Below are 20,765 nucleotides of genomic sequence, written 5' to 3' on the forward strand. Positions count from 1 at the left end.
CTCCGCAGGCTACTGACTGGAGGGTCAGGGTCCGGCGCGGCACGCCTCCGCCGATCGAGGGAATCCCCTCCTGGGGCCCGCTTCACACTCCGGCCCACCTCCCGCTCGCGCCGCCGGACCCGGGCCGGCTCACAGTGCGCGGCGCGCGGCGGCGATCCGGTCGGGATCCCAGCCGGGCCGGGGGACGGACTCCAGCAGCAGCCGGGTGTAGGCGTGCCGCGGGGCGTCCAGGACCTCGGTGGTGGGGCCCGCCTCGACGATCCGCCCGTGGCGCATCACGACCACCTCGTCGGTGACGCAGCGGACGACGCCGAGGTCGTGGGTGATGAACAGGTAGCCGACGCCGGTCCGTTCGCGGATGTCGGCGAGCAGGTTGAGCACCTGCGCCTGGACCGAGACGTCCAGGGCGGCGACCGCCTCGTCCAGCACCAGCACCGCCGGTTCGACGGCCAGCGCCCGGGCGATGGCGACGCGTTGGCGCTGGCCGCCGGAGAGTTGACGGGGCAGCGCGTCGGCCGCCCTGGTGCCGAGGCCGACCTGGTCGAGGAGTTCCCGGATCCGGGTCGTGTGGTCGGTGCCGGGGAAGTGCAGCCGCAGGGTCTCCCGCAGGACGGCTTCCACGCTGGTGCGCGGGTCCAGCGAGAGGTACGGGTCCTGGAAGACCATCTGCACCTCGCGGGCGCGGGCCAGCCGTTCGGCCCGGCCCCGGGCCCGCCCGGTCCTGGCCCGGCCGCGGACCAGCACCTCGCCCGCGTCGGCCTGTTCGAGGCCGACGACGATGCGGGCGGTGGTGGTCTTGCCGGAGCCCGACTCGCCGACGATGCCGAGCGAGCCGCCGGCCGGGAGGCTGAACGACACCTCGTCGACGGCCCGTACGCTGCCGAAGGCCCGGCACAGCCCGGTGACCTGCAGGACGGCCTCAGTCATCGGCGGGGTTCCCTTCGAGCGGGTGGTGGCAGGCGACCGGCCACGGCCCGGGGGCCTCCTCGTGGCACAGCCCGGTCGCGTACGGGCAGCGGGCGGCGAACGCGCAGCCGGTCAGGTCCTGTCGCAGGTCCGGCGGTTGGCCGTCGATGGCGGCGAGCCGGCCGGGCCGGGCGTCCAGCCTCGGGGTGGCGGCGAGCAGGGCGGCGGTGTACGGGTGGCGGGGCCGCTCGAACAGCGCCTCGGCGGGGCCGCTCTCGACGATCCGCCCGGCGTACATCACGTGGACCCGGTCGCTGATGGCGGCGGCGAGCCCGAGGTCGTGGGTGACGAACAGCAGGCCGGTGCCGAAGCGTTCGCGAAGCCGGCCGAGGAGCGCGATGACCTCGGCCTGGCTGGTGACGTCGAGCGCGGTGGTGGGCTCGTCGGCGAGCAGCAGGACCGGGTCGCCCATCAGCGCGCCGGCGATCATGACGCGCTGGAGCATGCCGCCGGAGAGCTGGCCGGGGTAGCGGCGCAGCAGTTCCGGGCCGAGGCCGACGGCGTCGAGGAGTTCGGCCGCCCGCCGGTCGGCGTCCGCCTTGCCCAGGACGCCGGTGCGGCGCACGCCCTCGGTGAGGAAGTCGCCGATGCGGCGCAGCGGGTTGACGGCGGCGCGGGGGTCCTGGAAGACCATCGCCGCCCGGCCGGTGCGCAGCGCGCGCAGCCGGTCGGGGCCCATGGTCAGGACGTCCTCACCGTCGACGAGCACGCTGCCGCCGGTGGTGGCGCCGGGCGGCAGCAGGCCGAGGGCGCTGCGCGAGGTGAGGCTCTTGCCGGAGCCGGACTCGCCGACCAGGGCGACGGTCTCGCCGGGGGCGACGGTCAGGTCGACCCCGTCGAGGACGGGCCGGGCGGCACCGGGCAGGTGGAGCCGCAGGCCGCGGATGTCGAGGGCGTTCACGCGCTCCTCCGGGTGGTTCACGGGGTCCTCCGGGCGACGCGGTCGGCCCAGCGCTCGCCGACGACGTTGAAGGCCACGACGGTGAGCACGATGAGGACGCAGGGCAGGACGGCGGAGAGCGGGTAGCCGTGCTGGATCGCGGTCTGGCCGTCGAAGACCATCCGTCCCCAGTCGGGGGTGAGCGCGGGCACGCCCAGCCCGAGGAAGGAGAGGCCGGCCAGGTCCATCAGGGCGTACCCGAAGTTGATGGTGGACTGGGCGAGGACGACGGGTGCGATGTTGGGCAGGACGTGCCGCAGGCAGATCTGCGCGGCGGAGTGGCCCTGCACCCGGTAGGCGCTGACGTAGGGCCGTTCCCGTTCGGCCAGCACCAGGGAGCGGGTCAGCCGCGAGACGTACGGCAGGTAGGCGATCGCCAGGGCGAGGACGGGGGCGAGCAGGCCCTCCCCGTACACCGAGACGATCAGGATGGCGAGCAGCATGCCGGGGAAGGCGAAGACCAGTTCGGTGCTGCGGGACAGGACGGAGTCGAGCCAGCCGCCGCGCCAGCCGGCCACCACGCCGACCAGGACGCCCGCGACGGTGGAGAAGGCGACCACGCCGAGCGGGCCGAGCAGCGAGGTGCGGGCGCCGAGCAGGAGCCGGGAGAGGGTGTCCCGGCCGGCCGCGTCGACGCCGAGCAGGTGGTCGGGCGAGGGCCCGGCGAGGGCGTTGCCGAGGTCGACGGCGTTCGGGTCGTCCGGTGCCGCCCAGGCGGCGAGCAGGGCGGCGAGCACGACCAGGGCGACGAAGCCGAGGCAGGCCAGGTGGAGCGGGGCGCGGGCGGACTTGAGCCGGCCGAGGCCTGGTCGGCGGGTGAGGACGGCGCTCATGCCTCGGACCTCCTCGCGCCGAGGGTGACCCGGGGGTCGACCAGCGGGTGGAGCAGGTCGACGACCAGGTTCACCGTCATGAACAGGGCGACGATGAGCAGCGAGATGGCCTGGACGGTCGGGAAGTCCTTGGTGCTGGTGGACAGTTCGAGGAGCTGACCGATGCCGCCGATGCTGAACGCGGACTCCACCAGGATCGTGCAGACCAGCAGGGTGGAGACGATCAGGCCGCCGGTGGTCAGCACGGTGCCCAGCGAGTTGCGGAACACGTGGCGGCGGATCACCTCCCGCTCCGGCACGCCGCGGCTGCGGGCGACGGCCACGTGCTCGCCGTCCAGGGCCTCCAGCATCGCGGAGCGGGTGACCCGGGCGAGCATCCCGATCAGGTACAGCGCGAGGGCGACCGCCGGCAGGGTGAGGTGCCACAGCAGGTCGGCGAAGCCGTCGCCGGTGCCGCTGGTCGGGAACCAGCCCAGCTTGACCGCGAACAGGCCCTGGAGCAGGACGGCCGCGACGAAGGAGGGGGTGCCGACCGCGAGCGTGGTGGTCAGCAGGATCGTCGAGTCGGTGGCGCCGCCGCGCACCGCGCCGATCCAGCCGAGCGCCAGGCCGATCACGACGACCACCAGCAGCGCCATGGCCACCAGGGTCAGGGTGGCGGGCAGCCGGTCGGCGAGCAGCGTGGACACGTCGGTGCGGTAGGTGATGGAACGCCCGAAGTCGCCGTGCAGCACCTGGCCGAGCCAGCGGAGGTAGCGGACCAGGAAGGGGTCGTCGAGGTGGTACTGCTCGTTGATCGCCTGCAGGGCGGCCGGCGAGGCCGACCGGCCGGACAGCAGGAAGCTCGCCGGGCTCCCCGGCGCGAGGTACATCGCGCCGAAGACCACGAAGGACGCGCCGAGCAGGGTGGCGGCCATCTCGGCCAGCCGCCGGGCGGCGAATCTCAGGAAGTTCACCGTGCGGCTCCCACGTCGGCGGCCCACGGGTAGTACATGTACGCGATGGTGGTGGGGGCGCCGGTGATGCGCTTGTTGAGGAAGACGGCGGTGGGCCACTCGGCGACCGGGATCCAGAGCAGCTGCTCGGAGGCGGTCCGCTGGAGCTCCGCCTCGATCGCGCCGCGCTCGGCCGGGTCGTACTCGGCGGTGGCCCGGTCGACGAGGTCGTCGTAGCCCTTGTCGCTGTAGCCGGCGAAGTTCTGGTAGGCGCCGGTCTTGAAGTTGGTGAGCAGGTCGAGCGGGTCGGTGACCGAGTCGTAGTAGGTCTCGGGGAACAGGTCCAGGCCCTCGCGGGCCTTGGGGTCGGTGAACAGCGAGGTGAAGGCGTTCGGCGCGATCGTCCGCAGCCGGACGTCCAGGCCGATCCTCGCCCCGGCGGCCTGGACGGCGGTGGCAAGCAGGGACACGTCCTGGCCGATGGTGCTGGTGGCGACGGTGATCGTCTTCCCCTCGGCGCCGGCCTCCTTGACCAGGGCCTTGGCCCGGTCGACGTCCTGGGCGGTCGGCGTGAGGTGCTCGAAGGCCGACTTCCGGACGGACTCGGGGGCGCCGGCCCAGGCGGCCCGGGTGGTGAGGGAGCCGGTGACGGTGCCGGCCCCGGCGAGGCCGGTCCTGACGAAGCCGGAGCGGTCGAGCGCGAGGGAGAGCGCCTGGCGGACCCGGAGGTCGCCGAGCGGTCCCCGCATGCTGGTGACGTTGAGGTTGACGGTGCTCAGGCCCTCGCCGAAGTACAGCGTGCCCGCGCCGCTCCCGCGCAGCCGGTCGTAGCTCTCGGTCGGGATCAGGTAGCCGCCGTCGACGTCACCGGTGAGCATCGCGTTGGTGCGCGCGGACGGGTCGGTGAGGAAGCTGAAGACGACCTTCTTCGACTTGGCCTTGGTGCCCCAGTAGCCGTCGAAGCGCCGGAGTTCGATCGACTGGCCCTTGGCCCAGGTACCGAGCTGGTACGGCCCGGTGCAGTCGAGGCTGCCGCCGGTGCCGTAGTCCTTGCCCGCAGCCTCCACCCCGGCCTTGGCCGCGACCACGCCGGCGGCCGTCGCCATGTACTGCGGGAACTGGGAGTCGGGCTGCTTGAGCTTGACGGTGACCTGCAGCGGGCCGGTCCTGGTGACGGCGTCGACGTTCTGGAACACCTGGGCCCAGGCCGCCGCGTTGTCCGGGTTGGTCTGCCTGCCGAGGCTGTACACGACGTCGTCGGCGGTCATCACCGAGCCGTCGTGGAAGTGGACGCCGGAGCGCAGGTCGTAGACCCAGGTGGTCGGGTCGGGGTTGGACGCCTTCTCGGCCAGGCCGGGGGCCAGGGTGAGCTGGGGGGTCCACCGCATCAGGCTCTCGCAGACGTTCGCGAGCACGGTGTTCTGCGGGTAGTCGAAGGCCTGGACGTAGTCGAGCGTGGGCGGCTCGGCGTAGGTGGCCCAGGTGAACGAGTCGAGCTCGCCCTTGGCGGGCGGGGTGTCGGCGGACAGCTGAACCGCCGCCTGGCCGGAGCCGCCGCGGGGCGGCCCGGAGCACGCGGCGACCAGGGCGGCCGTCGAGAGCAGGGCGGTGGCGAGGACGAACCGACCGCGGACGGTGGCGCGTCTCGCGGGCGCGGTGGGAGTCATGAGGGTGTTCTCCGTTCGCTGACGGGGGTGCGGTCAGGCGCGGGTGAGGTCGGGCGCGGGTGGGGGCGGCGTCAGGCGCGGGCGCGGGCGCGGCGGTCAGGCGCGGGCGGCCGGGATCTGCTGGGTGATGCAGTGGATGCCGCCGCCGCCGTAGGCGATCACCCGGGCCCGGACCCCGACGACCTTCCGGTCCGGGCAGGCGGCGGCGAGCACGGCGAGCGCGCCCTCGTCCTCGGGGTGGTCGGCGACCGGCACGACGACACCGCCGTTGGCCAGGTAGAAGTTGAGGTACCCGACCTCCACCTCGCGGCCGTCGACCTCGACGAAGGCGGCCTGGGGCAGGTCGACGATCTCGAACGGCCGGCCCTGGGCGTCGGTGGAGTGCTCCAGCACGGTGCGGTTGGCCCGCATCCGCACGAAGTCCGGGTGCGCGGGGTCGGCCGGGAGCTGCACCACGACCTTGCCGGGGGCGACGAAGGCGCAGACGCCGTCCACGTGCCCGTCGGTCTCGGTGTCCAGCGCGCCGCCGTACGGCAGCCAGACCACCTTGGTGACGCCGAGGCGCGCCTTCAGCTCCGCCTCGATCTCCTCCCGGGACAGGTCCGGGTTGCGGTTGGGGTGCAGCAGGCACTGCTCGGTGGTGATCAGCGTGCCCTCGCCGTCGACGGTGATCGCCCCGCCCTCCAGGATCATCTCGGAGCGGATCGCCGGGGTGCCGAGGTGCTCCAGCAGAAGGCCGCTGATCCGGTCGTCGGCGTCCCAGGGGCTGTGCTTGCGGCCCCAGGCGTTGAAGCGGAAGTCCACGCCGGCCCGGCGGCCCTCGCCGTCGAGGACGAAGATCGGCGCGGAGTCGCGGAACCAGGAGTCGTCCGTCGGCAGCTCCACGACGGTGACGCCCTCGCCGCAGCGGGCGCTCGCCTCCTCGCCGTGGCCGGGCGGGGCCACCATGGTGACCGGCTCGAACTCGGCGATGGCGCGGGCGACCGCCGCGTACTCGCCCTGCACCTCGTCGAGGGTGTCGCCCCACAGGTCCGGGCGGACGGGCCAGGCCATCAGGCAGCCCTCGTGCTCGGTCCACTCGGCCGGCATGCGGTACGTCACGGGATACCTCTTCTGTTCGGGTCCTGGGGTCCGGCCGGGCCGGCGCTTCGCTGCGCGGGCCGGCCGGGGCCGACCGGGGACGGTCGGGGACGGTCGGGAGGGAGAGTGGTGGGAACGCGAGTCCCCGGCGGCCCGTCTCCGTGGGGGGTACCGGACGGGCCGCCGGGAAGTCTCAGCGCACCGGCGGGACGGCCGGCTGGGACTGGGTGGCGCAGTGGATGCCGCCACCGCCGGAGGCGATGGTGTCGATGTTCAGCTGGACGACGTCACGGCCGGGGAACTCGGCCTGGAGGATCGTGCAGGCCAGGCCGTCGGCGTAGGCGTCGCCGAACTGGGGGACGAACACCGCACCGTTGGCGACGTAGAAGTTGGTGTAGCTGGACAGGAAGTCCTTGCCGCGCCCGCGGATCCGCGCCCGGTCCGGGCCGGGGAGCTCGATCACGGTCAGCGGGCGGCCCTGGGCGTCGGTGGCGGTCCGCAGCACCTGCTTGGCCTGCTCGTAGACCTGGACCCAGATCCGGTCGGTGCCGGGGCCGGGCTTGTCGAGGATGACCCGACCGGGTGCGGTGAAGCGGGCCAGGCAGTCGATGTGGTCGTCGGTGATGTCCTGGCCGGCGAGCCCGGCCAGCCAGATCACCTTGTCCATCCCGAGGCCGGTCTTCAGGGCCCGTTCGACCTGGTCCTGCGACATGCCGGGGTTGCGGTTGGGGTTCACCAGCGAGCTGACGGTGGCCAGCAGGGTGCCCTGGCCGTCCGTCTCCAGCGCGCCGCCCTCGCCGACGAAGGGGGCCCGGACGCGCTCGACGCCGTACTCGGCGAGGAGGGCGGCCGCGACCGCCGCGTCCTCGGTGTAGCGCTGGTAGTACGGGGTCCCGGACTTGCCCCAGCCGTTGAAGTTGGTGTCGACACCGGCGACGGCGCCCGGCGCGACCACGAAGGTCGGGCCGAAGTCGCGGATCCACAGGTCGTCGTTGGCGATCTCGACGACGGTGATGCTGTAGTACGCGCCGGCTCCGCAGTAGTACCGGGCGTCGGCGGCCTGGCCCGGGCGGGCGACCATGACCACCGGTTCGTAGCGGGAGATCTCGTACGCGACCCGCGCGATGTCGTCGCGGACCGCCGACAGCTGGGTCTGCCAGATCGAGGACAGGGCCGGCCAGGCCATGAAGGTGCGGACGTGCCGGTCGCTCTCGGCGGGCATCCGCAGCCTCGCGGTGGCTCCGGCCGTGGTGGCGGTGCCGACCGTGGTGGCGCCGGCCGTTGAGGCGTCGGTGGTGCCGGCGGCCGTGGCGGCCCGGGCGGTCGCCGGCAGGACGGCGCCGAGGGCGACCAGGGGGACGGCGGCGGCGCCGAACCGGAGCAGGCCGCGTCGGGAGGGGGTGGGGGATCGCATGGCACTCCCTGGATGAGGGGGGAGGTGTGGGGGTTGCCCCGCAGGGTTGCCCCGCATCCTCTACCGTACTGAAAATTCAGTCAAGCTTTTGGCTCAAAGCCGGGGCAACTCCCTGAAACGATCATCAGGAACCTGTCTGACCAGCCAGGAGGCCCGGTAGAGTGAGCGACCATGTCGGACCGTCGGACGGAAATACTCAAAGCAGCGACCCGGGTGATCGCCCGCCGTGGCGTACGCGGACTGCGCGTGGGCGAACTGGCGGCCGAGGCCGGGGTGTCCACCTCGCTGATCTACTACCACTTCACCGACCGGGCCGGCCTGCTGCGCCGGACGCTGGAGTTCATCAGCGACCGCGCCGACCACTACACCGCCGACGAGGGCCCCGCGCCGCGCACCGAGGACCCCCGCGCCGACCTCGGACGGGTGCTGCTCCGGGAGCTCCAGGACCACCCCGAAGTCCGCGAGAACTCCACCGCCTGGGGCGAGTTGAGAGCCACCGCGGTCTTCGAACCCGACCTCCGCGAGGACCTGGCGAGGACCACCCACACCTGGGTGCACGACATCGCCGAACTCCTCGCCCGGGCCGACCCGACCGGCACCGCCCCCGCGCACGCGGCCGCCGCCGAACGGCTCACCACCCTCGTCGAGGGCCTCAGCGTCCGGTGGCTGAGCGGCTCGCTGCCCCTCGACCACGCCCGCCGGCTGCTCCGCAGCGCGGTCGAGACCGAACTGCCGTAGCGCCGGCCGCCGAGGCCCGGAGCAGCGCGTCACCGCTATCCTGACCCTACCTCTAAACTTCGCGATGCCGTCAGCGCTGCCGCCCACGCCGCCCAGCGCCGTGGCCGCCCGGGGGGACGCCGTCGTCGCCATACGGCCCCCACCCTCCCCGTCCGCCAGAGAGGCCACCGCATGTCCGCCGACCGATCCCCCTTCACCCTCCAGCCGGTCTTCCAGGAACTGACCGCGGACGACCCGCGCGAGGTCGGCGGCCACCTGCTGTACGCCCGGCTCGGCGCCGGCGGCATGGGCAGGGTCTACCTCTCCTACACCCCCGGCGGCCGGCCGGTGGCGCTCAAGGTGGTGCGGCCCGAACTCGCCGGGGACCCGGACTTCCGGGCCCGCTTCGCCCAGGAGGTGGCCAGCGCCCGGCGCATCCACGGGCTGTTCACCGCCCAGGTCGTCGACGCGGGCGTGGACGCCGCCACCCCCTGGCTGGCCACCACCTACGTGCCGGGCCCCTCGCTCCAGCAGGTGGTGCAGCGCTTCGGCCCGCTCCCGGAACGGACCGTCCTGCTGCTGATGGCCGGGATCGCCGAAGCCCTCCAGGCGATCCACGCCACCGGCGTGGTCCACCGCGACCTCAAGCCCGGCAACGTGCTGATCGCCCCCGACGGCCCCCGGGTGATCGACTTCGGCATCGCCCGCGCCGCCGACGCCGTCCCGCTCACCGGCACCGGCCTGCGCATCGGCTCCCCCGCCTACATGGCCCCCGAGCAGGCCACCGGCCGGCCCTCGACCGCGGCCACCGACGTGTACGCGCTGGGCGCCCTCGCCGTCCACGTCGCGGGCGGCACCCCGCCCTTCGGGGACGGCCCGGACCTGGGGGCGCTCTACCGCACCGTCCACGAGGAGCCCGACCTCGGCCGGGTCCCGGAGGGCCTGCGCGAGCTGCTGCTGCGCTGCCTCGCCAAGCGGCCCGAGCACCGCCCCACCACCGCCGAGGTGATCGCCGCCGCCCGTAGCCACCCGGCGGTGGGCGGCCACCTCCGCTTCGCCGAGGACTGGCTGCCGCAGTCGCTGACCAGCCAGATCGACCGGCACGCCGACCTGCCCCAGGTGCCCGCCGAGGCCGCCGAGGCCACCGCCCGGCCGGGCCTGGACTCCGCGCTGACCGTCCTCGCCCCGGCGGCGGCGCCGACGCCGACGGTGCTCGCACCCGTGCCCGCGACCGCTCAGGCGCCCTCGCCGGGGTCCGCCCAGCCGCCCTCGCCGGGATACGCCCGGGTGCCCGGCCAGGCCGGCGGCGACCCGGTTCCGCGCGGGGGCGCCCACGGCCGGGGCCGCCGCGGACGCTCTCTCGGGCGCACCGCGCTGACCGCCGCCGTCGCCCTGACCGTCGGCGCCGCGGCGGCGGTCCTGCTGCTCGACGACCCGGACGCGGGGGAGGCCGCGGCCGACGAGGCCCCGATCGCCGGCCCGACGACGCCGGGGGCGCCCACCCCGGCGCCGGGCACGCCGACGGCCCCGCCCTCCCCCACCCGCTCCGGCACCGCAACCCCGACCGCCACGCCGCCGCCCGCACCCGCCGCCGACTACGCCGCCGTCTACCGCGGGACCGAGCTGACCTCGGCGGACTCCGGCTACGAGTTCGACCTCGCCACCGGCACCGTCGTCCCGGTCGACAGCGTCACCTGGTACGTCAGCCGCGGCGAGAGCGAGTTCCTGGTACCGGAGAGCGCCGACTCCTTCATCGGCCGGGACGCCGGACTGGGTGTCGCCGACTGCCTCAAGGGGCTCGGCAGCCGGCCGGCCGGGCGGATCCCGTTCGCGGCCGTCGGGCCGCGCGGGGCGTTCTGCGTCCGGTCCGCGGACGGCCGGGACCTCGCCGTCGTGCGGGTGCTGTCGACCGCGCCCGGCGACGGCCCGGTCCGGGTCTCCGTGGACCACTACCGCCGCAACGGCTGAGAGCCGTCGTCGGCCCCCACCGTGGCTCTGTCCATGAGATTCGACAGCGTTTGTTCATGACTTCAGACAGCGGGGCTTGGTCAGGCGATTCGAACAGCGCAGTCCTGCTGCCCGTTTGGTCACCCAACCGAATGAGGCTGGCCGTGAGCGATGGGCGGGGTCACTGGGGGAGGGTGACCAGGACGCGGCCGCGGCCGCCGGCGTCGACGCGGTCGTGGGCCTTGGCGATGTCCGCCAGGTCGTAACGGTCGCCGACTTCGACGGTCAGGGCGCCCACGGCGGCCGCGGCGGTCAGATCGCGTGCTGCCTGGCGTTTCGCCTCTTCGGGGAAGTCGTCGCTGCCGATCAGGCGCAGGGTGACGTTGTTGAACAGCAGGGGCCAGAAGGGGATCTCGGTCCGGTCCGCGCTCGTCGCGTAGGCGGTGATGACCGCGCCGTTCGCGATGACGGCGTTGTCGAGGTCTGCGTTGTCGGACAGGGACACCTCGACGATCCGGTGCACGCCCTCGGGCGCGTACGCGCGGATCGCCGCCGCCGGGTCCCCCTGGTCCAGGGCCACGGCGTGGGACACGACGGCCGGGTCGACCTGTGCGAGATCCGCGCCGCGCCGGACGGTGGCGAGTACCGTGGCCCCGCCCCAGCGGGCGAGCTGCGCGGCCAGGGAGCCGACCCCGCCCAGGACGCCGTGCACCAGCACGAGCTTGCCGTCGACCGGTCCGTCGGCGAACACGGCGCGGTGGGCGGTGATGCCGGGGATGCCCAGGGCCGCGCCGAGTTCGTCGCTGAGGTGGCCGGGCAGCGGAACAGCCAGATTGGCGGGTACGACGGTGTACTGGGCGGCCGTGCCGAACGGCCGGTAGGACTGGGCGCCGTAGATCCACACCCGCTGTCCGACCCGACGCCCGTCGACCCCCTCGCCCACGGCGTCGACGACCCCGGCGGCGTCGCTGTGCGGGATCACCCGTGGGTAGGGCATGGACGAGCCGAGCCAGCCGCGCCGCTTCTTGGTGTCGCCGGGGTTGACACCGGAGAGGGTGACGCGGACGCGGACCTCGCCCGGGCCGGGGGTGGGGTCGGGCAGCTCGCCGACGTGCAGCACGTCGGCGGCGGGGCCCTGTCGGTCGTACCAGGACGCGAGCATGAGCGGCTACCTCCGGGGGCTGGTCAGCGCACAGGTTGTCCGAGCGTAGAGGGGTCCGTCCCGGTGCGCGCGGTGACTGGCTGGTCACCGTCGAGAACCTGGTGCAACCAGGCCCGTTCGGCGCTGCTGATGGCGCGGGCGGTCAGCAGCATGCCGCGCCGGTAGGGGTCGGTCATGTCCTCGGCACGCAGCGGCCGGTCGCCGTCGTAGAAGAAGCTCGCCGGCTCCTCCAGGAACTCCAGTCGCCGCCGAAGCACCGCGTGCTGTTCGGCGACGTCCGGCAGGAGGGACAGGAACGCCAGGACGGTGAAGAACCGCGTGAAGTCGCTGATCTCGTGGTCGGCGGGCGCGCGCAGCCGATTCAGCAGGTCGGTGCGCCCGGCGTCGGTCACGCTCAGGATGTAGCGGGCCGGGCCCGCGGCCGGGTCCGCGCGCCGTTCCAGCAGGCCCGCCGCGGCGAGACGCTTGATCGCCGGGTACAGACTGCCGTCGCTCACCGGCCGGGTGTAGCCCGTCAGCTCCGTGAGCAGGCGGCGCAGTTCGTGTCCGGGCAGAGGCCGCTCGGCCAGGAAGCCCAGTATCGCTAGGTCAAGCATGGCCCTATCGTCCCACACCTCATCGATTCGATGTACACATCGAATCGATGTACTGTGGTTCTTCCGCTCGCTCGTCGCGAGGGGCAGTGCACGAAGAGAGAGGCGGACGACATGTCGCCGCAATCCACCGAATCCGTGATGAGTCGCTTCGTCGAGTTCATCAACACAGCCGACGAGGACCTTGCCCGCGAGGTCATCGCCCCGGATGCCGAGTTTCACGCGCCGAGCCACCCGGAACCGCTGCGGGGCCCCGAGGGCTACCTGGAGCTGATCGCGATGATGCGCGCGGGGTTCCCGGATGTCCGGTGGACTCTGGAAGAGACCGTCACCGAGGGCGACACGGTCGCCGCCCGGTTCACCATGCGCGGAACGCATCAGGGCGAGTTCTTCGGAGTCCCGGCCAGCGGAAAGACCATCTCGGTCCAGGCCATGAACTTCTACTACCTGGCCGACGGAAGGATCATCAAGGAGCGGGGCCAGCCCGACCTCCTCGGGGTGATGCAGCAGATCGGTGCCGTGCCCGCGCCGTGAGAGCACAGGTCCGTCGGCGGCAGCGCCGGAACGTCCACCGGCTTCCGGCGGCACGAGGGTGGTGCGCCAGACCATGGTCTGGCGCACCACCCTCGTCTCATGTCACCTCGCCGGTGGTCAGCTCTTCGCGTCCGGTCGCGACTCGGCGGCCGCGAGGCTGGCGACGGCCACGAACATCAGCCCCGTGCCGACGACCGTAGCCGTGGTGAGCCGCTCGCCGAGGAGTGGGCCCTCTCGGCGGAGCTGTGACCCACCGCCGTGCCGCCGCAGTGGCCCACAGGAATCGAACACGGGGTGACCGGGGTGCTGTCCGAAGTCATGAACAAACGCTGTCGAATCTCGTGAACAAAGCCGGCCCCCACCGGGTGGCGGGGGCGACGACGGCTCTCCGCAGCACGCCCGGGTGCGGCGCTCAGGCAGGCCGCTTCACCTCCGGGGACGCCGGGGTTGCCTGGGTCGCCGGGTGCGCCGGGGACGCCGCGCCCGCGGACGGCTGCACCGCCGGGCCCGCCGCCGGCTCGGCCGCCGCTCCGCCCGCCGACTCCTCCCGCATGGCCGCCGTCTCGCTCTTCAGGATGCGCATCGACTTGCCCAGCCCGCGCGCCATCTCGGGCAGCTTCTTGGAGCCGAACAGCAGCACCAGGACGGCCACCATGATCAGTAGGTGCCAGGGCTCCAGACCATTGCGCAGCATCGCCGCTCACCCGGCCTTTCGTCGTCGTGACCGGGGCCGCGCGGTCGGCGGCCCGGGTCGTCTCGGGGTGGTTCGGCTGACTTCACCGTAAAGCTTGACTGATTTTTCAGTCAATGCGAGAGTTCGGTTCCGGCGATACCGGACGAACCGGTCCACGGATCCACCCCGACCCACGGCCACGGATCCACCCCGGTCCCCGCGCCCCAGCCGGCCCACCCCCGCCGTTCCACCCCCAGCCCCACCGGAGGACACCGTGTCCCAGTCCCCCCTCGCCCGCCGCACGGTGCTGCGCTGCCTCGCCGGAGCCGGTGTGCTCGCCCTCGGTCTGACCGCCTGTGCCGCCGAAGGCGACGACCCGGCCGACCCGGCGGCCCCGGCCGCCCCCACCACCGCCCCGGCCGGGGACGCGCCCGCGCAGCCCCCCGCCCCGGCCCCCGCGCACGGGCGCCGGCTCGGCGGCGAATGGGAGAAGCACGAGCGGACCTTCATGGCCTGGCCCGCCTCCGAGCACGTCTGGGCCGAGCAACTCGGCGCCGTCCGCAAGGACATCGCCACCGTTGCCCGGGCCGTCGGCGAGCGCGAACCGGTGGTCCTGCTCGTCCGCCCGGGCCAGGAGTCCTCGGCCCGCAACGCCTGCGGCTCGGACGTCGAGCTGCTCTCCGTCCCGGTGGACGACCTGTGGGCCCGGGACACCGTGCCGGTGTTCGTCGAGGAGGGCGGCAAGGTCAAGGGCATCGACTTCAACTTCAGCGGCTGGGGCGGAAAGCAGGAGCACACCAACGACGCCCGGATCGCCCGCGCCGTCCTGGAGAAGTACGGGATCGAGCGGCTCGAAACCCCGATCACGGCCGAGGGCGGCTCCTTCGAGACCGACGGCCAGGGCACCCTGATGGTCACCGAGAGCTCCGTCGTCAACGACAACCGCAACCTCGGCCGCAGCCGCGACCAGGTCGAGGCGGAGCTCAGGAAGGCGCTCGGCGTCACCAAGGTGATCTGGTTGGCGGGCGTCAAGGGCAAGGACATCACCGACGCCCATGTCGACTGCCTCGCCCGCTTCGTCGCCCCCGGCGTCGTCTTCCTGGACCGGGCCTTCCCCGGCACCCCGCCGGACGTCTGGTCCCGCTCCGCCGACCAGGCCCGCGCCGTCCTCGCCGAGGCCACCGACGCGACCGGCAGGAAGCTCAAGGTGGTCGAGGTCGACCAGCCCGACCCGGACAGGATCACCGGGCGCGGCGACGCCTTCGTCTCCTCGTACATGAACTTCTACATCGGCGACAAGGGCGTCTACCTGCCGAAGTTCGGCGACGCCCGGGCCGACGGCCACGCCCAGGAGCTCTTCGGGGACCAGTTCCCGGGCCGCGAGGTCGTCCCCCTGCAGATCGACACCATCGCCTCCGGCGGTGGCGGCATCCACTGCTCCACCCACGACCAGCCCGCCGGCTGACCCCACCGCCCCGCGCCCCCGGCAACCCCGTGCGGCCGAACCGCCTCTACTTCCTCTGGCGTAGCCCCACTCGTCTCCCGGCCGTCGCCAACTCATCTTTATCCGCCAGGACTTGAGCCCGGAGGGGCCCGACGGCATCCTGGGCGCTCGGCAGGGCCGGGCGTTCCTCCAGCGGTGCTGGACGGGCCCTCCAGCCGTCGCCAGCAGGCTGGCGGCGACTGCCGGGAAGTGATCACTGCGGAGGAGGAGGCCAGATGCGGGTTGGCGATGTCTTCATCGAAGGAATCGGGATCTACCTGCCGGAGAAGTACAACGCGGCCAGGGCCGTCGAGGAGGGCGTCTACTCGGCCGAGGACTTCGCCGCGAACGAGATCGACGAGGTGCCCGTCGCCGGGGACATGGCGCCGCCGGACATGGCGGTGCGGGCCGTTCGGCACGCCTTCGACCGGTCCGGGGCGGACCCGGCGGACGTCTCCTTCGTCCTGTACGCGACCGGGTTCCACCAGGGCCCCAACGGCTGGAGCCCGGCCTCGTACATCCAGCAGAACACCATCGGCGGCTCGGCGCCGGCGGTCGAGCTGCGCGCCCACTGCACCGGCATGTTCAGCGCCCTGCAGCTGGCCGTCGGGCAGCTGCGCTCGGCGCCCGAGAACGCCTCGGTGCTGGTGGTGGGCGCGGACAACTTCGCCCAGCCGCTGGTCGACCGCTGGTCCCACCTGAACGGGATGGTCCTGGGCGACGCCGCCGTGGCGGTGCTGCTGACCAAGCGGCCCGGGTTCGCCCGGCTGCGGTCGGTGGGCCTGCAGGCCGTGCCGCAGCTGGAGGAGCTGCACCGCTCCGGCGTGCCGATCTGGCCGCCGACGGCCGTCACCGGCCAGCCGATGGACCTGCGCACCCGCAGCGCCCACTTCGTCCAGAACTCGCCGGTCGCCGGGCAGTTGAAGGACCTGCTGGTCGACGGGCAGCAGGAGCTGAACGACCGCACGGTGGCCGACGCCGGGCTGGAATCGATGTCGGAGATCTCCTGGATCGGGCACATCAACGCCAGCCGGGCCGTGGTGGCCGACCGGCTCCTGCCGCTGTTCGGCTTCACCGAGGAGCGCTCCACCTACCGGCTCGGCCGCGACCTGGGCCACGTCGGCACCGGCGACCAGATCATCGGCTTCGACCGGCTGATCGAGCAGCAGCTGATCAAGCCGGGCGAGACCTACCTGATGGCGGGGGTCGGCCCGGGCCTGCACTTCGGCACGGCGGTGCTGGAGTACCTGTCGACACCGCCCTGGTCGGCCTGAGTGGCCGGCCCCGGCCGCCCGCCGGCGGCCGACCCGGACGTCGCCCGCTGGCGGGCGGAGCACGGCGCCGCCGTCGGTGACACCGTCACCGACAGCGGCCTGCCGGTCCGGCCGCTGTACGGCCCCGGCGACCTGCCGGCCGACCACGCCGCCGGCCTCGGTGTGCCCGGGGCCCCGCCGTACACCCGCGGGGTGTACCCCACGATGTACTCCGGGCGGCGGTGGAGCATCCGCCCGCTGGCCGGGTTCGGCACCGCCGAGGACACCAACCGCCGGATGCGGATGCTGCTGGCGGAGGGCGCCACCGCCGTCAACACGGTGTTCGACTACCCCACCAACCGCGGCTACGACAGCGACGACGCCTGGGGCAGCGCGGACGCCGGGCTCGGCGGCGTGGCCGTCGACTCGGTGGGCGACATGCTCGCGCTGTACGACGGCGTGCCGCTGGACCGGGTCAGCGTCTCGCTGGTGCTGTCCCACCCGGTCGCGGCGGGCGCGGTGCTGGCGATGTACCTCGCCGCCGCCGAGCAGGCCGGGTACGACCCGGCGTCGCTCTCCGGCACCCTCCAGAACGACTTCATGATGGAGACGGTCGTCCTGACCGCGCCGAACACGCTCGCCCCGCACTTCTCCTTCCGGCTGGCGATGGACGTGGTCGAGTACTGCGCCCGGAACCTGCCGCGCTGGCACCCGGTCAGCTTCACCGGCTACAACTACCGCGAGGCCGGCGCGGACGCGGTGCTGGAGGTCGCCCTGGTCGTCGCGAACGCGGTGGCCACCATCGAGGAGATGCGGGCGCGCGGCCTGGCCGTCGACGAGGTGGCCGGTTCGCTGTCGGCCTTCTTCACCGCGGCCGGGGACTTCTTCGAGGAGGCGGCGAAGTTCCGTTCGGCGCGCCGGGTCTACCACCGGGAGCTGACCGGGCGCTTCGCCCCCGCCGACCCGCGCAGCACCCGGCTGCGGTTCCACGTGCAGACCGCCGGGTCCTCGCTGACCGCGCAGCAGCCGCTCAACAACGTGGCCAGGGCCGCGCTGCAGGGCCTGTCCGCGGTGCTGGGCGGCGCGCAGTCCCTGCACCTGTGCGCCTACGACGAGGCGCTCTGCATCCCGTCCGAGGACGCCGCGCTGACGGCGCTGCGCACCCAGCAGATCCTGCTCGCCGAGACGGGCGCCGCCCGGACGATCGACCCGCTGGCCGGCTCGTACTTCGTGGAGAGCCTGACCGACGAGTTCGACCGCCGGATCGGCGAGACGCTGGGGAAGATCGACGCCCTGGGCGGGATCGTGGCCGCCGTCGAGCAGGGCTGGGTGCACACCGAGATCCTCGACCGGGCCTACCGCGACGTCGGCGACGTCGACAGCGGCAAGCGCGTGGTGGTCGGGGTGAACACCGCGGACACCGGCTCCGCGCAGTCGGTCGGCACCTTCGCGGTGCCGGAGACGCTGCCCCGTCAGCGCGCCCGGCTCGACCGGTGGCGGCGCTCCCGGGACGAGGCCGCCGTGGCCCGCGCCCTGCGGCGGCTCGACGCCTGCGTGGTCTCGGAGGGGAACACCATGCCCGTGCTGATCGACGCGGCCCGGGCGGGCGCCACGCTGGGCGAGTGCTGCCAGGTCTTCCGGGACCGGCACGGGGGCTGGCAGCAGCCGCTGAGCTGAGCGGCACCCGTTGAGCCGAGCGGCACCCGAGCGGCACCGAGCGGCAACCGAACAGCAGTCGACGAACCGAGGGGTCAGTCATGCCGATCAAGGTCGTCATCTTCAAACCGGGCCTCGACTCGCACTACCGGGGCGCGCTGGTCGTCTCCCGCTACCTCACCCAACGCGGGATGGAGGTCGTCTACCTGGGCAACCAGCTGGCGGACGGCGCCGTGCGGGCCGCCGTGCAGGAGGACGCGGACGTGCTCGGGATCTCCAGCCTGTCGGGGAACCACCACGCCATCGTGCCCGCCGTGTTCGAGGCCCTGCGCGCGCAGGGCGCCGAGTCCATCCCGGTCGTCCTCGGCGGGATCATCCCGGACGAGGACCGGCCCGCCATGGAGAAGGCCGGGGTCCGGGCCATCTTCGGCCCGGGCACCCCGCTGGAGCGGATCGCCGAGCAGGTCTCACTGGTCGCCGGCCGCCCGGTCGGCTAGGGCCCGTCTTCAAACCCCCGTCGTCCGCCCGCCAGGGCGGGCGGGGCGGCGTTGGGGTGCGTGCATCGCAAGGCGGAGGAGGGAGTCCATGCGGAGCATCGGCGACCGACGACAACGCGGCGAGGCGCGTGCCCCGGCGTCGCCCCGCAGGCGGGGGTTTGAAGACGCGCCCTAAGGCCTGTCTGATAATTGATCTCGTGGCAGGTCGAGGTGAGTTGACGGACGCGGCGTGGGAGCGGATAGAGCCCCTGTTGCCGCAGGTGGATGGGCGTGGCCGCCCGTGGCGTGATCACCGGCAGGTGGTCAACGGTGTGCTGTGGCGGCTTCGGACCGGGGCCCCGTGGCGCGACCTGCCCGAGCGGTACGGACCGTGGCAGACCGTCTACGAGCGGTTCGCCCGCTGGGAAGCGGACGGCACCTGGGCGAGGCTGCTGGAGCACGTCCAGGTCCGCGACGACGCCGTGGGCCGGGTGGAGTGGACCGTCGCCGTCGACTCCACGGTCAACCGGGCCCACCAGCACGCCGCCGGCGCCCGCAAAAAGGGGACGCGGACGGGGACGAACTGGAAGATCCGGGCCGCTCACAGACGCGCCAGGCCCTCGGCCGGTCCCGAGGCGGGCTGACCACGAAGGTCCACCTCGCCGTCGACGGCCGCGGCCTGCCGCTGTCGATCGTGCTCACCCCGGGCAACGTCAACGACGCCACCACGTTCGCCGAGGTCCTGGACGGGATCCACGTCCCGCGAGCCGCAACAGGCCGCCCGCGCACGACACCGTTGCGGGTGCTGGGCGACAAGGCCTATTCCAGCAGGGCGATCCGGCATCTGCTGCGGCGTCGGGGCATCGCTGCCACGATCCCCGAACGCCGCGACCAGGTGGCCAATCGCCGACGCCGCGGGCGCCTCGGCGGTCGGCCGCCCGCCTTCGACAAGGAGATCTACCGCGATCGGAACGTGGTCGAACGATGCTTCGCCCGCCTCAAGCAGTTCCGCGCGATCGCCACCAGGTTCGACAAGCTCGCCGACCGCTACCACGCTGGAGTCGTCCTGGCCTCCCTGATCCTCTGGCTCCGCGAACCGGCCAGATGATCATTTGTCAGACACGCCTTAGGGCCTCCTCCGGTACGAGAGCGCCGCCCGCCCGGATCCCGGGCGGGCGGCGCTGTCGTACCCGGTCCGGCCGCGGTCAGACACGCCCCAGGGCGATGCCCTCCAGCAGGTCGCCGAGCAGCCCGGGCGAGGGCATCGCGGCCATCTCCCGGCGGATCCGCTCGGCCCCCTCCCGGAACCGCTCCTCGGTGAGGATCTCGCCGAGCGCCTTGCCGATCGCCGCCGGGTCGTCGCGCTCCCGCTCGTCGACGATGCCCCGCCCGCCGCCACTGGCCTCGACCCGCTCCGCGTTGGGCACCAGCAGCGGCCCGTCCTGGGCGAGGACCAGCTGCGGCACGCCGTAGTAGAACGCGGTGAGCGCCGTGCCGGAGCCGCCGTGGTGGATGATCGCGTCGCCGTACGGGAGGCAGAGGTTGACCGGCAGCGGGTCGGCGACCCGGACCGTCGAGGGCAGCGGCCCGAGCGTCTCGCGGAAGCGCTCCTCCAGGAAGAGCACCGCCTCGACCTCGTCCACCTCGTGGACGGCGGCCGCGATGCTGTCCACGATCGAGTCCAGCTTGCCCTGCTCGGCCAGCCGTCCGGTCCCCCAGGCGCCGAGGCTGACGAACACCCGGCGCTCCGGGCGCGGCCCGAGCACCCAGTCCGGCAGCGGCGCCGTCCCGTTGTACGGCACGAAGCGCACGGGCTCGGCCGGGGTCACGTTCGGGGACTGCACGCTGGGCGGGCAGGGGTCCACCACCAGCACCGGATCGGGCAGGCCGTCCGGCGAGCCCAGCCGGACGCACAGCTCGTGCAGCGCCAGCTTGCCGGGCACGAGCAGCGAGGAGCTCATGTTGTCCAGGCCCCAGCGGTGCACCACCACCGGGACGCCGAGCGCGCCGCCGACCACCAGCCCGCCCCACTCCAGCGGGTCGGTGATGATCAGGTCGGGCCGCCAGGCCCGCGCGAGCTCCAGGTACTCGTCGATGTAGGTGTCCAGCCGGGCCAGCCAGCGCTGCCCCATCTGCGCCCACGGCGGCTCCTCGCTCGGCCCCTTGCTGCCCGAACCGGCCACGGCGAAGGGGGACTTGGCGACCAGCGGCCGGCTCCAGCGCTCGGCGCCGCCGTCCGCCGGGCCGACCCGGCGGCTGGGCAGTCCGGCCCGGCCCGCCGCCCTGGCCACCTCCGCGTCGCCGACCACCAGCACGTCGTGGCCGGCCAGCCGCAGACCCCAGGCGACCGGCACCATCGGCATCAGATGGGTGAGCACCAGGGCATTCACGATCACACGCACAGCAGCTCCTCGATCGGTACGGTCATTGCTCTCC

General features: G+C 73.5%; 19 protein-coding genes. 8 read left to right on the forward strand and 11 right to left on the reverse strand.

The genetic code is table 11. The features are described from left to right. Nucleotides 1-129: 129 nt before the first annotated feature. From ACYP53_RS24945 to ACYP53_RS24975, 7 genes are all read right to left on the reverse strand, one after another. On the reverse strand, nucleotides 130-927 hold the full coding sequence (locus tag ACYP53_RS24945; protein WP_459649038.1) for an ABC transporter ATP-binding protein: 798 nt from the start codon (nucleotides 925-927) through the stop codon (nucleotides 130-132). Further along, entirely contained in the window at nucleotides 920-1,888 is a 969-nt protein-coding gene (locus tag ACYP53_RS24950; protein WP_459649039.1) for an ABC transporter ATP-binding protein, read from the reverse strand. Before ACYP53_RS24950 ends, ACYP53_RS24945 begins: the two co-directional genes overlap by 8 nt. Next, the gene (locus tag ACYP53_RS24955; RefSeq protein WP_459649040.1) at nucleotides 1,885-2,739 is read right to left on the reverse strand and encodes an ABC transporter permease; all 855 of its coding nucleotides are present in this window, start codon (nucleotides 2,737-2,739) and stop codon (nucleotides 1,885-1,887) included. The genes ACYP53_RS24950 and ACYP53_RS24955 overlap by 4 nt, the downstream gene beginning before the upstream one ends. Further along, nucleotides 2,736-3,695 carry an ABC transporter permease gene (locus ACYP53_RS24960; protein WP_459649041.1) on the reverse strand — a complete coding sequence of 320 codons (960 nt, stop codon included), beginning with the start codon at nucleotides 3,693-3,695 and terminating at the stop codon, nucleotides 2,736-2,738. The genes ACYP53_RS24955 and ACYP53_RS24960 overlap by 4 nt, the downstream gene beginning before the upstream one ends. Further along, entirely contained in the window at nucleotides 3,692-5,341 is a 1,650-nt protein-coding gene (locus ACYP53_RS24965) for an ABC transporter substrate-binding protein (RefSeq protein WP_459649042.1), read from the reverse strand. The genes ACYP53_RS24960 and ACYP53_RS24965 overlap by 4 nt, the downstream gene beginning before the upstream one ends. A 96-nt stretch (nucleotides 5,342-5,437) precedes the next feature. Then, nucleotides 5,438-6,442: an agmatine deiminase family protein gene (locus ACYP53_RS24970; RefSeq protein WP_459649043.1), complete on the reverse strand. Its 1,005-nt coding sequence runs from the start codon at nucleotides 6,440-6,442 to the stop codon at nucleotides 5,438-5,440. Between the two features lie 172 nt (nucleotides 6,443-6,614). Beyond that, nucleotides 6,615-7,835 (reverse strand): agmatine deiminase family protein, encoded by a 1,221-nt coding sequence (locus ACYP53_RS24975; RefSeq protein ID WP_459649044.1) that lies wholly within the window; start codon nucleotides 7,833-7,835, stop codon nucleotides 6,615-6,617. Nucleotides 7,836-8,006: 171 nt separating this feature from the next. On the opposite strand from ACYP53_RS24975, the gene ACYP53_RS24980 reads away from it, so the two are divergent. Then, a complete protein-coding gene (locus ACYP53_RS24980) occupies nucleotides 8,007-8,573 on the forward strand; it encodes a TetR/AcrR family transcriptional regulator (protein ID WP_459649045.1) in 567 nt (188 codons plus the stop codon). A 171-nt stretch (nucleotides 8,574-8,744) separates the two neighbouring features. After that, nucleotides 8,745-10,520, forward strand: coding sequence for a serine/threonine-protein kinase (locus tag ACYP53_RS24985; protein ID WP_459649046.1), 1,776 nt, complete (start codon nucleotides 8,745-8,747; stop codon nucleotides 10,518-10,520). A 160-nt stretch (nucleotides 10,521-10,680) separates the two neighbouring features. Here the strand turns inward: ACYP53_RS24985 and ACYP53_RS24990 are convergent, their stop codons facing one another. Then, nucleotides 10,681-11,661, reverse strand: a complete 981-nt coding sequence (locus tag ACYP53_RS24990) for an NADPH:quinone reductase (RefSeq protein ID WP_459649047.1) — start codon at nucleotides 11,659-11,661, stop codon at nucleotides 10,681-10,683. 23 nt (nucleotides 11,662-11,684) lie between these two features. Beyond that, complete coding sequence (locus ACYP53_RS24995; protein ID WP_459649048.1) at nucleotides 11,685-12,257, reverse strand: PadR family transcriptional regulator; 573 nt, start codon at nucleotides 12,255-12,257, stop codon at nucleotides 11,685-11,687. A gap of 111 nt (nucleotides 12,258-12,368) precedes the next feature. Here ACYP53_RS24995 and ACYP53_RS25000 point away from each other — a divergent pair, with 111 nt between their 5' ends. Next, the gene (locus ACYP53_RS25000) at nucleotides 12,369-12,788 is read left to right on the forward strand and encodes an ester cyclase (RefSeq protein WP_459649049.1); all 420 of its coding nucleotides are present in this window, start codon (nucleotides 12,369-12,371) and stop codon (nucleotides 12,786-12,788) included. 412 nt (nucleotides 12,789-13,200) lie between these two features. Here the strand turns inward: ACYP53_RS25000 and tatA are convergent, their stop codons facing one another. After that, nucleotides 13,201-13,482: a Sec-independent protein translocase subunit TatA gene (gene tatA / locus ACYP53_RS25005; protein WP_459649050.1), complete on the reverse strand. Its 282-nt coding sequence runs from the start codon at nucleotides 13,480-13,482 to the stop codon at nucleotides 13,201-13,203. A 253-nt stretch (nucleotides 13,483-13,735) separates the two neighbouring features. Between tatA and ACYP53_RS25010 the strand changes: the two genes are divergently transcribed. The 5 genes from ACYP53_RS25010 (at nucleotide 13,736) to ACYP53_RS25030 (ending at nucleotide 19,437) form a co-directional block, all read left to right on the forward strand. Continuing rightward, on the forward strand, nucleotides 13,736-14,926 hold the full coding sequence (locus ACYP53_RS25010; protein ID WP_459649051.1) for an agmatine deiminase family protein: 1,191 nt from the start codon (nucleotides 13,736-13,738) through the stop codon (nucleotides 14,924-14,926). 254 nt (nucleotides 14,927-15,180) lie between these two features. Further along, nucleotides 15,181-16,218, forward strand: a complete 1,038-nt coding sequence (locus ACYP53_RS25015) for a ketoacyl-ACP synthase III family protein (protein WP_459649052.1) — start codon at nucleotides 15,181-15,183, stop codon at nucleotides 16,216-16,218. After that, nucleotides 16,219-17,874 carry an acyl-CoA mutase large subunit family protein gene (locus ACYP53_RS25020; RefSeq protein WP_189926092.1) on the forward strand — a complete coding sequence of 552 codons (1,656 nt, stop codon included), beginning with the start codon at nucleotides 16,219-16,221 and terminating at the stop codon, nucleotides 17,872-17,874. Between the two features lie 80 nt (nucleotides 17,875-17,954). Continuing rightward, entirely contained in the window at nucleotides 17,955-18,350 is a 396-nt protein-coding gene (locus tag ACYP53_RS25025; protein ID WP_189926090.1) for a cobalamin B12-binding domain-containing protein, read from the forward strand. A gap of 197 nt (nucleotides 18,351-18,547) precedes the next feature. Beyond that, a protein-coding gene (locus ACYP53_RS25030) for an IS5 family transposase (RefSeq protein ID WP_459648961.1) occupies nucleotides 18,548-19,437 on the forward strand; the annotation gives its coding sequence in 2 pieces (ribosomal slippage) (nucleotides 18,548-18,902 and nucleotides 18,902-19,437; 891 coding nt in all). 97 nt (nucleotides 19,438-19,534) lie between these two features. Here ACYP53_RS25030 and ACYP53_RS25035 read toward each other — a convergent pair. Then, the gene (locus tag ACYP53_RS25035) at nucleotides 19,535-20,731 is read right to left on the reverse strand and encodes a nucleotide disphospho-sugar-binding domain-containing protein (RefSeq protein ID WP_459649053.1); all 1,197 of its coding nucleotides are present in this window, start codon (nucleotides 20,729-20,731) and stop codon (nucleotides 19,535-19,537) included. Nucleotides 20,732-20,765 lie beyond the last annotated feature (34 nt).

It is taken from the genome of Kitasatospora sp. Ki12 (assembly GCF_054601375.1).